The sequence below is a fragment of the Sphingomonas hengshuiensis genome (assembly GCF_000935025.1).
Classification (GTDB): domain Bacteria; phylum Pseudomonadota; class Alphaproteobacteria; order Sphingomonadales; family Sphingomonadaceae; genus Sphingomonas; species Sphingomonas hengshuiensis.
Window position 1 is genome coordinate 1 of record NZ_CP010836.1, and the last position, 12,633, is coordinate 12,633.

10 protein-coding genes, 3 tRNA genes, 2 rRNA genes and 1 other annotated feature are annotated in these 12,633 nt (G+C 58.4%); of the genes, 13 read left to right on the forward strand and 2 right to left on the reverse strand.

The genetic code is table 11. From position 1 onward, the window contains the following. Positions 1-591, forward strand: a sequence feature (16S ribosomal RNA rRNA prediction is too short). A 265-nt stretch (positions 592-856) separates the two neighbouring features. From TS85_RS00010 to TS85_RS00040, 8 genes are all read left to right on the forward strand, one after another. Continuing rightward, positions 857-933 (forward strand) — tRNA-Ile (locus TS85_RS00010). Positions 934-948: 15 nt separating this feature from the next. Further along, a tRNA-Ala gene (locus tag TS85_RS00015) sits at positions 949-1,024 on the forward strand. A 417-nt stretch (positions 1,025-1,441) separates the two neighbouring features. Further along, positions 1,442-4,235 (forward strand): 23S ribosomal RNA (locus TS85_RS00020). Positions 4,236-4,359: 124 nt separating this feature from the next. Next, a 5S ribosomal RNA gene (rrf, locus tag TS85_RS00025) occupies positions 4,360-4,474 on the forward strand. A gap of 134 nt (positions 4,475-4,608) precedes the next feature. Then, a tRNA-Met gene (locus TS85_RS00030) sits at positions 4,609-4,684 on the forward strand. A 186-nt stretch (positions 4,685-4,870) separates the two neighbouring features. Then, positions 4,871-5,437, forward strand: coding sequence for a tyrosine-type recombinase/integrase (locus TS85_RS25935; RefSeq protein ID WP_227698603.1), 567 nt, complete (start codon positions 4,871-4,873; stop codon positions 5,435-5,437). Positions 5,438-5,459: 22 nt separating this feature from the next. Further along, positions 5,460-6,056 carry a tyrosine-type recombinase/integrase gene (locus tag TS85_RS25940; RefSeq protein WP_227698604.1) on the forward strand — a complete coding sequence of 199 codons (597 nt, stop codon included), beginning with the start codon at positions 5,460-5,462 and terminating at the stop codon, positions 6,054-6,056. A 215-nt stretch (positions 6,057-6,271) separates the two neighbouring features. After that, a complete protein-coding gene (locus tag TS85_RS00040) occupies positions 6,272-6,706 on the forward strand; it encodes a hypothetical protein (protein ID WP_044329646.1) in 435 nt (144 codons plus the stop codon). 289 nt (positions 6,707-6,995) lie between these two features. On the opposite strand, the gene TS85_RS00045 is transcribed toward TS85_RS00040, so the two are convergent. Next, entirely contained in the window at positions 6,996-8,021 is a 1,026-nt protein-coding gene (locus tag TS85_RS00045; protein WP_044329648.1) for an IS110 family RNA-guided transposase, read from the reverse strand. Positions 8,022-8,130: 109 nt separating this feature from the next. Here TS85_RS00045 and TS85_RS25070 point away from each other — a divergent pair, with 109 nt between their 5' ends. Next, complete coding sequence (locus tag TS85_RS25070; protein ID WP_155006240.1) at positions 8,131-8,523, forward strand: hypothetical protein; 393 nt, start codon at positions 8,131-8,133, stop codon at positions 8,521-8,523. Between the two features lie 125 nt (positions 8,524-8,648). Then, positions 8,649-9,233, forward strand: coding sequence for a hypothetical protein (locus tag TS85_RS00050; RefSeq protein WP_155006241.1), 585 nt, complete (start codon positions 8,649-8,651; stop codon positions 9,231-9,233). 196 nt (positions 9,234-9,429) lie between these two features. Here the strand turns inward: TS85_RS00050 and TS85_RS00055 are convergent, their stop codons facing one another. Further along, complete coding sequence (locus TS85_RS00055) at positions 9,430-10,326, reverse strand: class I SAM-dependent methyltransferase (RefSeq protein WP_155006242.1); 897 nt, start codon at positions 10,324-10,326, stop codon at positions 9,430-9,432. A 31-nt stretch (positions 10,327-10,357) separates the two neighbouring features. Between TS85_RS00055 and TS85_RS00060 the strand changes: the two genes are divergently transcribed. The 3 genes from TS85_RS00060 to TS85_RS00070 all read left to right on the forward strand — a co-directional run bounded on the left by TS85_RS00060 (position 10,358) and on the right by TS85_RS00070 (position 12,604). Further along, on the forward strand, positions 10,358-10,768 hold the full coding sequence (locus TS85_RS00060; RefSeq protein WP_044329651.1) for a helix-turn-helix domain-containing protein: 411 nt from the start codon (positions 10,358-10,360) through the stop codon (positions 10,766-10,768). 454 nt (positions 10,769-11,222) lie between these two features. Next, positions 11,223-11,825: a hypothetical protein gene (locus TS85_RS00065; protein ID WP_044329655.1), complete on the forward strand. Its 603-nt coding sequence runs from the start codon at positions 11,223-11,225 to the stop codon at positions 11,823-11,825. Between the two features lie 116 nt (positions 11,826-11,941). Beyond that, positions 11,942-12,604: a hypothetical protein gene (locus TS85_RS00070; protein ID WP_155006243.1), complete on the forward strand. Its 663-nt coding sequence runs from the start codon at positions 11,942-11,944 to the stop codon at positions 12,602-12,604. Positions 12,605-12,633: the final 29 nt, after the last annotated feature.

Here is a 12,633-nt window from a genome sequence, read left to right on the forward strand (position 1 = left end):
TTTAATTCGAAGCAACGCGCAGAACCTTACCAGCGTTTGACATGTCCGGACGACTTCGAGAGATCGATTTCTTCCCTTCGGGGACTGGAACACAGGTGCTGCATGGCTGTCGTCAGCTCGTGTCGTGAGATGTTGGGTTAAGTCCCGCAACGAGCGCAACCCTCGACTTTAGTTACCATCATTTAGTTGGGTACTCTAAAGTAACCGCCGGTGATAAGCCGGAGGAAGGTGGGGATGACGTCAAGTCCTCATGGCCCTTACGCGCTGGGCTACACACGTGCTACAATGGCGACTACAGTGGGCTGCAAACTCGCGAGGGTGAGCTAATCTCCAAAAGTCGTCTCAGTTCGGATTGCACTCTGCAACTCGAGTGCATGAAGGCGGAATCGCTAGTAATCGTGGATCAGCATGCCACGGTGAATACGTTCCCAGGCCTTGTACACACCGCCCGTCACACCATGGGAGTTGGATTCACCCGAAGGCGTTGCGCTAACTCGCAAGAGAGGCAGGCGACCACGGTGGGTTTAGCGACTGGGGTGAAGTCGTAACAAGGTAGCCGTAGGGGAACCTGCGGGCTGGATCACCTCCTTTCTAAGGAACAAGGCGGAAAGCGCCATCGTCCCCATGCTTCGGCATCGCGGCGGTGGAAGAGCTTCCTCCATGTCCTATGAACATTTCGCCGCCGTCCTCATGTCCCTTCATCACTGGATACCAACTTTGGTTGGCCAGATCGCACCGCCGCGCAAGCGCGGCTGTGGTCCAGCTATCAAGATTGGTTAGCCTGAGCTGGCTCACGCCGCCTGCGGCCGCGCTTTTCTCTTTTTTGGAGAATTGGGGCCAGCCGGGCATGGCAAATGGGCCGGTAGCTCAGGTGGTTAGAGCGCACGCCTGATAAGCGTGAGGTCGTAGGTTCAACTCCTACTCGGCCCACCATTTGCGAATTGGTAGGGGGCCTTAGCTCAGCTGGGAGAGCGGTTGCTTTGCAAGCATCAGGTCATCGGTTCGATCCCGATAGGCTCCACCAACCCGCGGTTTGCGAGAGAATTTAGCGACGCTAAATTCCACGCAAACAAGGGCGGACAGCGCTGCAAAGCGCGCCACAAGGCGAGGCCCGTATCAAGTACGGGGCGCGACTGACGGCGCAGCGTGCGCACTCCCTAGCCAAGATATCCAGTTGATGAAGAAACGAGTTCCGTTGCTACGGCAACGGCAAGGCTCGCCCCAAGGGGTGAGCGAGCGGTCTTTGACATTGTGAATGGGTTTTTCAAATCGATGCCGTGAGGGCGTTGGTTTCGGATCTGGTCTTCTGACCGGCAACGAGGCTTTCGCCCGAACAAGTAAAGGCTGAGATTATTATCCACATCATACAGGCAGCGTTTGCCGAGTGGTCGCCGATCTGTTGATCGGTGTTCCCAGCGCTGTCGTTGGTGGTGTGGACTCTCAAGCGTGAGGTAAGGGCAATTCGTGGATGCCTTGGCGCATACAGGCGATGAAGGACGTGGCACGCTGCGATAAGCGTCGGTGAGCTGTGAGCAAGCTTTGACCCGACGATTTCCGAATGGGGAAACCCACCTTCACCAATTAATTCAGGTGCTGCAGCAATGCATCATCCGAGTTAATTGAGGGAGGTATCACTAAGCTGAATAAAATAGGCTTTGGTGAAGCGAACCCGGCGAACTGAAACATCTCAGTAGCTGGAGGAAAAGACATCAACCGAGATTCCGTTAGTAGTGGCGAGCGAACGCGGACCAGGCCAGTGCCTGACATTCAACTAGCAGAACAGTTTGGAAAAGCTGACCATAGGGTGACAGTCCCGTATGCGAAAGTGATGTGTCAGGACTTGAGTAGGGCGGGACACGTGTAATCCTGTCTGAACATAGGGGGACCACCCTCTAAGCCTAAATACTCGTATGCGACCGATAGTGAACTAGTACCGTGAGGGAAAGGTGAAAAGCACCCCGATGAGGGGAGTGAAACAGTACCTGAAACGGATTGCCTACAAGCAGTGGGAGCCTCTTTATGGGGTGACCGCGTACCTCTTGCATAATGGGTCTGTGACTTAATGTTTCAAGCAAGCTTAAGCCGATAGGTGTAGGCGCAGCGAAAGCGAGTCTGAATAGGGCGACTTAGTTTGAAGTATTAGACCCGAAACCCGGCGATCTAGGCATGACCAGGATGAAGGTGCGGTAACACGCACTGGAGGTCCGAACCGATTAACGTTGAAAAGTTACCGGATGAGTTGTGTTTAGGGGTGAAAGGCCAATCAAGCCGGGAAATAGCTGGTTCTCCGCGAAAACTATTGAGGTAGTGCCTCGAGCGAATACCGTAGGGGGTAGAGCACTGGATGGGCTAGGGGGTCGCGAGATCTACCAAACCTAACCAAACTCCGAATACCTATGAGTACTACTCGGGAGACAGACGGCGGGTGCTAAGGTCCGTCGTCAAAAGGGAAACAGCCTGACCTACAGCTAAGGTCCCCAAGTCGTGTCTAAGTGGGAAAGCATGTGGGAATCCCAAAACAACCAGGAGGTTGGCTTAGAAGCAGCCATCCTTTAAAGAAAGCGTAACAGCTCACTGGTCTAATTAAGGGTTCCTGCGGCGAAGATGTAACGGGGCTCAAGACACGCACCGAAGCTTAGGGTGTGATCGTTTACGATCACGCGGTAGCGGAGCGTTCCGTAAGCCTGTGAAGCGGTCTGGTAATGGCCCGTGGAGGTATCGGAAGTGCGAATGCAGACATGAGTAGCGATAAAAAGGTGAGATGCCCTTTCGCCGAAAGACCAAGGGTTCCTGCGCAAGGCTAATCCGCGCAGGGTGAGCCGGCCCCTAAGACGAGCCCGAAGGGGTAGTCGATGGAAACCACGTTAATATTCGTGGGCCTGGTGGTGTGTGACGGATCCGTGTGTGTACGTCCTTATTGGATGGACGTGCTTCAGAAGGGGTCCCAGGAAATAGCCCCACCGTATAGACCGTACCCGAAACCGACACAGGTGGTCAGGTAGAGTATAACCAAGGCGCTTGAGAGAAGTGTCCTGAAGGAACTCGGCAAATTGCCTCCGTACCTTCGGAAGAAGGAGGCCCTCACTGGAGCGCAAGCTTTTTGAGGGGGCACAGGCCAGGGGGTAGCGACTGTTTAGCAAAAACACAGGGCTCTGCTAAGTCGGCTTCAAGACGACGTATAGGGCCTGACGCCTGCCCGGTGCCTGAAGGTTAAGTGGAGGGGTGCAAGCCTCCGAAATGAAGCCCAGGTAAACGGCGGCCGTAACTATAACGGTCCTAAGGTAGCGAAATTCCTTGTCGGTAAGTTCCGACCTGCACGCAATGGCGTAACGACTTCCCCACTGTCTCCAGGACATGCTCAGCGAAATTGAATTCTCCGTGAAGATGCGGAGTACCCGCGGTTAGACGGAAAGACCCCGTGCACCTTTACTGCAGCTCAGAGTGGCATTAGGAAAGAACTGTGTAGAATAGGTGGGAGGCTTTGAAGCATGGGCGCCAGCCCGTGTGGAGCCACAATGTGAAATACCACCCTGTTGTTTTCTGATGTCTAACCACGCACCGTTATCCGGTGCTGGACCCTCTGTGGCGGGTAGTTTTGACTGGGGCGGTCGCCTCCTAAAGAGTAACGGAGGCGCGCGAAGGTTGGCTCAGGCGGTTGGAAACCGGCTGTTAGAGTGCAATGGCATAAGCCAGCCTGACTGCGAGACTGACAAGTCGAGCAGAGACGAAAGTCGGTCATAGTGATCCGGTGGTCCCTCGTGGAAAGGGCCATCGCTCAACGGATAAAAGGTACGCCGGGATAACAGGCTGATAACCCCCAAGAGCTCATATCGACGGGGTTGTTTGGCACCTCGATGTCGGCTCATCACATCCTGGGGCTGGAGCAGGTCCCAAGGGTTTGGCTGTTCGCCAATTAAAGTGGTACGTGAGCTGGGTTCAGAAACGTCGCGAGACAGTTTGGTCCCTATCTGCCGGTGGCGTCGAAATTTGAGAGGAGTTGACCCTAGTACGAGAGGACCGGGTTGAACATACCTCTGGTGTACCTGTCGTTCCGCCAGGAGCGCAGCAGGGTAGCTATGTATGGACGGGATAACCGCTGAAAGCATCTAAGCGGGAAGCCTCCCTCGAGATAAGATTTCATAGGACGGTCGGAGACCACGACCTTGATAGATCGGATGTGGAAGTGCAGTAATGCATGGAGCTAACCGATACTAATTGTCCTATTCGCGCTTGATGAGTCCCACCATCAACGACAGCCCTGGGCTGATCGTTGTGGATGATGATCCTCACCTTCGCTTGTTACACACCGTGCACGGTATCGATTTGAAACCCCCCCTTTGCGCCTCACCCGCTTCATTGCTTGGTGACCATAGCGTCTGTGCCCCACCCGATCCCATCCCGAACTCGGCCGTGAAACCAGTCTGCGCCGATGGTACTATCGCTTAAGCGATGGAAGAGTAGGTCGTCGCCAGGCATTGAAGCCGGTGAAGCGCAAAGCAGGAGGTCCTGGTACCCACCAAGAACCCATTCACAACGCCAAAACCCAACGCTCCCGACGGCGCAACACGCTCCCCGGAAGCACCAAGGCAGGCACAAAACCTGCCGTGTCGCGGGTGGAGCAGCCCGGTAGCTCGTCAGGCTCATAACCTGAAGGTCACAGGTTCAAATCCTGTCCCCGCAACCAACACCAAATATGCCAAACCGCTTCAGGACATCCTGGGGCGGTTTTTTTGTACCTGTTTTCCGTGGTTTACACCCGAGTCGCGTCGTCCCAGATGGCCCCTTTTGGCGCCACTGACCGCCAGGACGTCGATTTGCTTTTGGGGTATTTTCTGGGGTACTCTCCGCAACCCCATCGGAGTACCCCCAGATGCCCCTCAAGGAACTCGAAGCCCGCTACGCCACCAAGCGCGCGCAAGACTATAAGCTCGCCGATGGCGCGGGCCTGTATCTGCTCGTTCGGCCCAATGGCTCCAAACTCTGGAGGATGAAGTACCGGTTCGACGGCAAGGAGAAGCTGCTGTCGCTCGGCCGCTATCCCGATCTCAGCCTTGCAGAGGCGCGGCTCCGCCGCGCCGAGGCCAAGGTCGCGCTTGGCCAGGGAAGGGACCCAGGCGCCAGTAACAAGACGCCCGCCGGCAAGACCTTTGAGGAAGCGGCACGTGCCTGGCATGAAAACCGCCTGTCTAACCTCGACGACGGCCACGCTGCCCGGCTGATGACTCGGCTCGAACGCGATGCGTTTCCGGTGCTCGGCAGTCGCCCTCTTCGCGCCATCACCAGCGCCGATGTGCTCGCGATGGTGCGGACCGTCGAAGCGCGCGGCGCGCTGGATGTCAGCCGGCGGATCAAGCAGCACGTCAGCCAGATCTACCGCTTTGCGATCCCGCAAGGCTGGCCGATCAGGACCCGGCTGCTTACCTCTCAGACCTGCTAAAGCCCAAGCCGCGGTACGGCATATGGCGCGCGTGGGTTTGCAGGAGCTGCCCGCGCTGGTCCGAGCGATAGACAGCTACGATGGTGACGAAAACCCGCGGCGGCGCGCCGTTACCCGTGCCGCGCTGCTCTTTACGCTGCTCACCTGGGCACGGACCAACGAAACGCGCCTTGCCCGATGGGACGAGTTCGAGGGACTCGATGGGTTGGAGCCGCTTTGGCGCGTGCCGGCAGATCGCATGAAGATGGAGCGCGAACACCTCGTGCCGCTCTCTCGCCAGGTCGTTTCGCTGCTCGAAGGCGTCCGCACCTATTCGACAGGCGCGTACGTCTTTGGCGGTGACAAGCTCGGCCAGCCCATTTCCCAGAACACCATGATCTATGGTTGCTACCGCATGGGCTATCGCGGTCGGCAGACTGTCCACGGCTTCCGTGGTCTGGCCTCGACCTGGGCCAACGAAGCCGAGTGCTATCAGGCCGACTGGATCGAGATGGCGCTCGCCCATGTCGATCGCGACGACGTCCGCAGCGCGTATAACAGCGCGCTGTACCTTTCGCCGCGCCGACGCATGCTGCAGGACTGGGCGGATTGTGTTTCGGGCTCTCTTCAAGCGCGATAGGAGGGATGCTCTCGACCAGCTGAAGTCATTCCTGCCACCAGGTAGGAACGGCCGCTCCTGCCGAAAGCAGCCATAGGCGGCTCTAGTCGCTCCATCAGCGGTAGCGCCTGAAATCTATATTCCGTACCGGCAGCTCCCGCCCCACTTGTTGCCGTTCCCGGCGTAGCAACATTCACCCGGTTGCGGACACTCACCGGGCCGTGCCACCATCGGGAATGAACAGCACGTTGGTCTTGGAATATGAGTTCAGCCGCGACGGCGATGATTTTGGGTGGCTGATCGCGAAGGTGCAGACCCCGCATTTCAGTGGGCGTAACGGCATGTGGGTTCAATGGCAGGATGTGGGGGATTTCGCCGCCTCGCTTTCCACCTATCCTATCAACGCTGATAACCCGGTGCTCGGCGAGTGGGGCTTTGGCGAGCAAGGGCAATATACGGAAATCACGAAGGTCGGTATCGGCCCAAAAGGTGCGACCGGAGCACTCGTCGCGAATGTCTCGCTCGCAAATTACTATGAGCCAGAGAACCGATGCAGCACCTGCTTCGAAACAGACTATCCATCTCTCAGCGACTTCCGGGAAGAGATTGAGCGCATGCTGCACGATCGGACCGGGAGCGCTGTTCTAAATGGTTCGGTGGAGATCCGATAACCCACCAGTTCGAGCCGTTTGCTGCCGCCCATGTGTGGACGGCTCTCCGTTGGCAAGGGTTTGCGAGCGGATGCACTTGGTGGTCGGTGCGGCCATGTGTCCGGCCTTTGATGCGGCTGTCGTTGCCGCTGGCCATAATGCCTTCCGCGGACCGGATCCCTGATCAATTGCTCGCACTCGGGGTGCGGGGGCGTAGTAGGGTGGTCTGATCCGGCGGTGTCGACCGGCTTTCGTGCAATAGCTCCTTTGCCCTTTCCAACCTCGCAGCGCAGCCTTCAGCCGCGCAGTCTCATGCGGCGACGGCCATCGGCTCGCGATAGCGTTCTCCGTGCATCATCATGGCCCATGCAATCCGGGCGTTCTTGTTCGCCAGTGCGATAGCAGCAACCTTTGGCTTGCGGCGCTCGATCAGGCGGACGAGCCAGGTCCGGCGCGTGCTCTGCATTGCGCGTCGGATCACGGCCATGGCGCCTGCGAACAGCATCTGCCGCAGATAGCGATTGCCGGCCTTGGTGATGGACCCCAGCCGCTCCTTGCCGCCGGATGAGTTTTGCCGTGGCACCAAGCCCATCCACGCTGCCATGTTGCGGCCGCACCGGAAGACCGACGGGTCGGGCACGCATGCTATCAGTGCTGACGCCACCAGCGGCCCGATGCCGGGTACTTCCATGAGACGACGACCAAGCTCCGTCGAACGGGCCAGGCCGAGGACCTGGCGATCATTCTCGAGGATCTGCTGCTTCACCAGCTTCCATTGGGCAACGAGCATCTGCAGACACTGACGCGCTGCTGCAGGGAGACGCGCATCGGCCGCATCGTCGATGACCTCGAGCAGCCGGTCGACGCCACGGCGCCCAACCGGTGCGACGATCCCGAACTCCGCCATGTGCGCACGAATGGCATTGGTGAGCATCACCAGCTGACGGTTGAGCATCAGGCGCACCTTGTGCAGCATCATCGCGCTTTGCTCCTCGGGCGCTTTCGGCGCAACGAAACGCATGGTGGGGCGAGTCACTGCCTCTGCGATCGCCTCGGCATCGGCCATGTCGTTCTTCTGGCGCTTCACATAGGGCTTCACATATTGGGCAGGCATCAGCCGCACCTCATGGCCAAATTTGGCGATCTCGCGAGCCCAATAATGTGACGTCGCGCAGGCCTCGATCCCGACCAGACAGGGCGGCAGCTTTTCGAAGAACGGCAGCAACCGCGCCCGCGTCAGCCGCTTCTGCAGAATGGTTGTGCCGGCTTCATCCAGCCCATGCAGCTGGAAGACCGACTTCGCGATGTCCAATCCGATCACATGTACGTTCGCCATGGCACTTCTCCTCCATTCGACCGGAGCAGATTAGATCGACTCCGCGGTGATGGAGAGCCGTCCACGGCATCAATTGCGGAAGTTCACATTGTCAGGGACGGTAACGCTCATGACGGCTGCCGACCACGAATGGGAACTATGCAATCCGGGGCCGGACGTGCTTCTCGTTTGGCTTGAGCCGTGGTGTGACGAGTTCGAGGTTCCGGTCCGATCTACCATTACCCTAAAAACGTCAGGCGCTGCGGAGCGCGGACTGGGCGAGATAGAATGGAGCCCGGACAATCTTATCGTTTGGGCAGCTGGGCCGACGGTGACCGTATACATCGATGACATGCTTCAGGAGTCAGGTTCGGCAAATATCCCAATTCCTGACGGCCTGACCAAGGGTATGCTCAACGTGATTTTTGCCGATCAACCCACTGCACGCCTCGGCGGCAGGCTGTCAAATGCAGTAGGTCCAACCTCTTGGCGACAGCGATTAATGGGATTGTTCCGTCGGTGATGCACAATCGGCGGAGGGGTAGATCTGTCTCAGCAGATAGTCGCTATCTCCGTTTCCGACCCATTCCCGGTCGTTCACTGTGCCGAGCGCAGTGCCCGATAGCGGATATGGTGCCAAATTGATATGTGATCGGGATGCTTCCTGCTGGCTACCTTCTAAAGCGCGTTGTGCCACCGGCCGGATGGCTCGTCGAAGCCCCGAACCAAGTCAAAGACGTTTGTAGCGTTGCAAATTGCGTCAACGACAATGTGGTCGATGTGCAGGAAGCGTGGAAACACAACACCTTCGGCGTCGCGAACAGTCCCGCGGTGCTTTGGGCACTGGCGGAGGAAGTGGGCGTCGACTCGAGCGGCGCCCAGCTATTTTATTACGCCGCCTACGAACGTGAACTTGAGTCAGATGGTTGGAAGTTTGACGCGACTTCCTGGCGTCCGAGATCGCCTGTCCGTTCGGCGGGAGTGGAAGATGCTGTCGAATCCCCAGCAGACGAGGGTGCTCTTTCGCTGGTCGGATATGACGTAGTGGTATTCGGAGACTACCTCGAACACTCTCCGCTTTCCTGCAACTCCGCAGCCAGCGAGGCGCAGGTCAACGAGCACTGCCTGTTTCCCAGCCTAGAAAGGGCAGTCGAGGCGATCAACTCTGGCACGTTTGGGGGCGGCTGCGAGGAAGGCGCCTATACTGTCTTTGCGGTGTACATGGTGAACTGATTTCTCGAATGGCAGCAGCGCGTTTGCTTCGCCCAAGAACTGCCGTTCCGCTTCCCACCCAGCATGCGAAATTCGGCACCGATGGCTGCCGACCATAATACGCCGCTGAGCGAGAGGGCACGGAGTGCCGGCGTGTTCCAAAACGCGCCGTTCGCCAGACACATGCTCCTCTCGACAGCAAGGTTTCTTTCAAGGGCTACTCCGATGAGCCGGCCTTTGCCCGGATTATCCAGCACGCAGCGTTAAAAGCCGCCTGGCCTTCAACGATAAAGTCGGCAAACGCCGCATCGAGCTTCGCGATAACGTCTTCACGGAGCGCATCTTCGAGGTCGGGCAGGATCGCGCCAACGCGTCCCGTGCGCCGACTGTAGGTAATGAGATCGCCTTCCGTGAGACTGCATGCCACATCCGTGGGCGTGATATCGACATCGCGCCACCCCGCGGCGGCCAGGATTCGTGAGACGTGGGTGGCATTGGCGAAGGCAAACTGACCAGGTGCTTCGGAGTTGGCCTCGGGCTCATCCTTCCACCCGAGCAGCGGCCCCGCCGCGCGTTCCGCCGCCGTCATGAAGGGGTTTTCCTCCCGGCTCCGCCATACCACGCAGGTCATCGTGCCGCCGGTGCGCATTGCGGCGCCGATATTCGCGAAGGCGGCAATAGGATCATCAAAGAACATGACCCCGAAGCGCGACACCACGGCGTCGAAGGTACCGGGTGAGAACCGATGGCGCTGCGCATCTCCAGCGATAAAGCGCACGTTATGCGCACCTGTCGCAAGGGCTCGCTGGCGTGCGCGGTCCAGCATCGCCTCTGACACATCGACGCCAGTGCAATACGCCGACGGCCCCAGCGTGTCAGCCAGCGAAAGCGTAATGGCTCCGGTGCCGCAGCCGATATCGAGCACCGCCTGTGCAGGCCCGGCCCTTACGTTATCGACCAGCATCCGCGCGAACGGCAGGAACAACCGATCGAGCATCGGCTGAAGGTCCACCCAGACGTTTCCACGCTGCTTGTTCCAGCCAAGCCCGCCGCTGTCCTGATCGTGATCGTGGTTCAATGGCTTATCCTTGATACGGTTGATGATTCGCTGCACGGTGCCATCTCAAGTCAGCTTGAGGTCAAGGATGGGATTGATCGATATTGCCGAGGTCGCGCGCCGTTCCGGCCTCCCGGCCTCGACCTTGCGCTATTACGAACAACGGGGACTGATTGAGTCACTTGGCCGCCGGGGCCTGCGGCGTACGTTCGCAGCCGATGTGATCGACCGGCTTTCGCTGATCGCGTTGGGCCGGTCCGCCGGCTTGTCGCTTAGCGAGATTGGCGGGATGCTGAGCCCCGATGGCGAAATTCGGATCGATCGTGGGCTACTCGCCGCGAAGGCGGATGAGATCGATCGCACTATCAGGAAGTTGGAGACGGTTCGCGACGGTCTTCGAAGTGCAGCGCGTTGCCCAGCGCCGAGCCATGCCGAATGTCCTACCTTTCGCAGCCTGCAAGGAGCCGCCCTGCGTAGCCGCCGCGGTCACAGACAATAGCTCGGCAGGATCAAAGTGGCGCACGCCTTCGCGAACTTCCGCCGGAAGCCGTCATTCGAACACTCTGCCTCTGATGACCACCTCGTCCACGATCCGGCATTAGTCGACCAGAATGCGCCGTTCGTCGGCTGCGCCTCCAGCGGCAACTTTCGCCAGAACCTGCCTCTTCGTCGGTGTGAAACCGCTTGGCAGTTGCGCGCCCAATTTTGTGCTCTCAGCTCAACATCTTAATCGGTCGAAATCTGCCATTCTCATCGGTGCTGCAACCGAAGCCTTGGTAAGGCTGAGGTCGTGCGTTCAATACTCACCGGCAGCACCAGCGTTTCAATGACTTGGCGACATTTCCCCGGCAGGAGGCCGTCCGGGGTAGCACCGGGGCAGCACGCGCGGCGATGTGATGCCCAAGGTCGCCCGGTTAGATAGACGTAGCGATCGTAGCGTCGTAAGATGCGGCATGAGCCCGCAAGACGCTGTGACATGGTGGACCGCATTCGGCGCGATTGCGCAGGCAATTGGCGCGTTCGCGACATTCGCCGCAGTTGCCATGTCTTTATGGGTTGTTATGTCCGAACGGGCGATGAAGGCGCAGGGCAGCGCGGGTATTCGAGTGAGGTTCATCGGCGATGGGACACCCGGCACTTACTTAGTTGGCATCGAAGTTCTGAACATCGGCGTGCGGCCATTCCATGTCGGCAGCGTAGGATGGCGCACCGGATGGATATCGCGCGGCCCGCAGGCTTTTGCATTTCGCTACGCAATCCAGAACACCGCGATCATGCTGAACCCTCAACCGGGGCCGACGATCGTAGAGCCGGGCCGCAACCAAGGCTTCTACACGCCGATCGCAGACATGAAGGCGGCAAACCGTGAAGCCTCACGTGTCGAGATGTTCGGCCGCAAGTTCCCGATCATCGGCAGGGCGCCAATTCGCGCGATGATCCATATCACGGGCCGCAACCCGCTCATGGTGAAGGTGTCAAAAGAATTGGCCGAATTCCTCAGAACCGGCGATCACATATCAACGACAGCGGAATTGCCTCAACAGGACGATGCATGACAGGCCGGTCTATCACCTTGCATACGCTCCAATACTCGAAAGCCGACCTAGACGCGGTTCCCGAAGACGATCGCTACTTCTTCCTAATGAGTACCGGGCTCGCAAACGAGTTGCAGATGCTGAACAAGATGGTCGCTGTCATCATTGATAGCGCCCCCCCTAACGCGCCGCGGATCGTCAATCAGGGCAATTCGGCTTACGCCATGCTCGTTATGCGGATGCTCGCCGGTCGCATGTGCGAGGGGTGGAAGGTGCTATCGGGCTTCTCGAAGAAGCTGAAGGCCGACTATGAGCCCCATATGAGCGAGGACGGGCGCGTCGCTCTTCGCAACCTGCGCGCCTACTTCAATCCGGGCAAAGGGAAGCAATCGCTCATAACTGACGTGCGCAACAATGTCGCATTTCATAGCCTGCGAGAAATCGTCGCAGCCGCCTACGACGCTCTTCCGCCTATGGACGACCTAGGCGACTATCTTCATCGCCATATCGGCAACACGCTCTATTACACGACGGAAATCCTGCAATATGAAGCGCTCAAGCAACTAGCAGGCGTAGGCGACGGGGCCGAAGCTCTCCGGCTTATGCAGCGCGATGCACACGCGCAGACGAATAACTTCAACACCGCGATATATTCCTTCGTCGTCGCATTCTGCGAACGCTATCTAAAGGGCGCACTTGCGACGCTACCGGACGAAACCGAGACGTTTGAAGTCCGATCGTTTGATGACATGCGCCTTAGTTTCTTCAGCGAATTGCCCACGCCGCAGGCGGCGTCCTAGGCAATTCGCCGAAAAGCGAGGAATTTATG

Bases quoted from the DNA above. Each gene is read 5' to 3' on its own strand.
- TS85_RS25935 (WP_227698603.1), top strand. From the start codon at position 4,871: ATGCCCCTCAAGGAACTCGAAGCCCGCTACGCCACCAAGCGCGCGCAA.
- TS85_RS25940 (WP_227698604.1), top strand. From the start codon at position 5,460: ATGGCGCGCGTGGGTTTGCAGGAGCTGCCCGCGCTGGTCCGAGCGATA.
- TS85_RS00040 (WP_044329646.1), top strand. From the start codon at position 6,272: ATGAACAGCACGTTGGTCTTGGAATATGAGTTCAGCCGCGACGGCGAT.
- TS85_RS00045 (WP_044329648.1), bottom strand. From the start codon at position 8,021: ATGGCGAACGTACATGTGATCGGATTGGACATCGCGAAGTCGGTCTTC.
- TS85_RS25070 (WP_155006240.1), top strand. From the start codon at position 8,131: ATGACGGCTGCCGACCACGAATGGGAACTATGCAATCCGGGGCCGGAC.
- TS85_RS00060 (WP_044329651.1), top strand. From the start codon at position 10,358: ATGGGATTGATCGATATTGCCGAGGTCGCGCGCCGTTCCGGCCTCCCG.
- TS85_RS00065 (WP_044329655.1), top strand. From the start codon at position 11,223: ATGAGCCCGCAAGACGCTGTGACATGGTGGACCGCATTCGGCGCGATT.
- TS85_RS00070 (WP_155006243.1), top strand. From the start codon at position 11,942: ATGCTGAACAAGATGGTCGCTGTCATCATTGATAGCGCCCCCCCTAAC.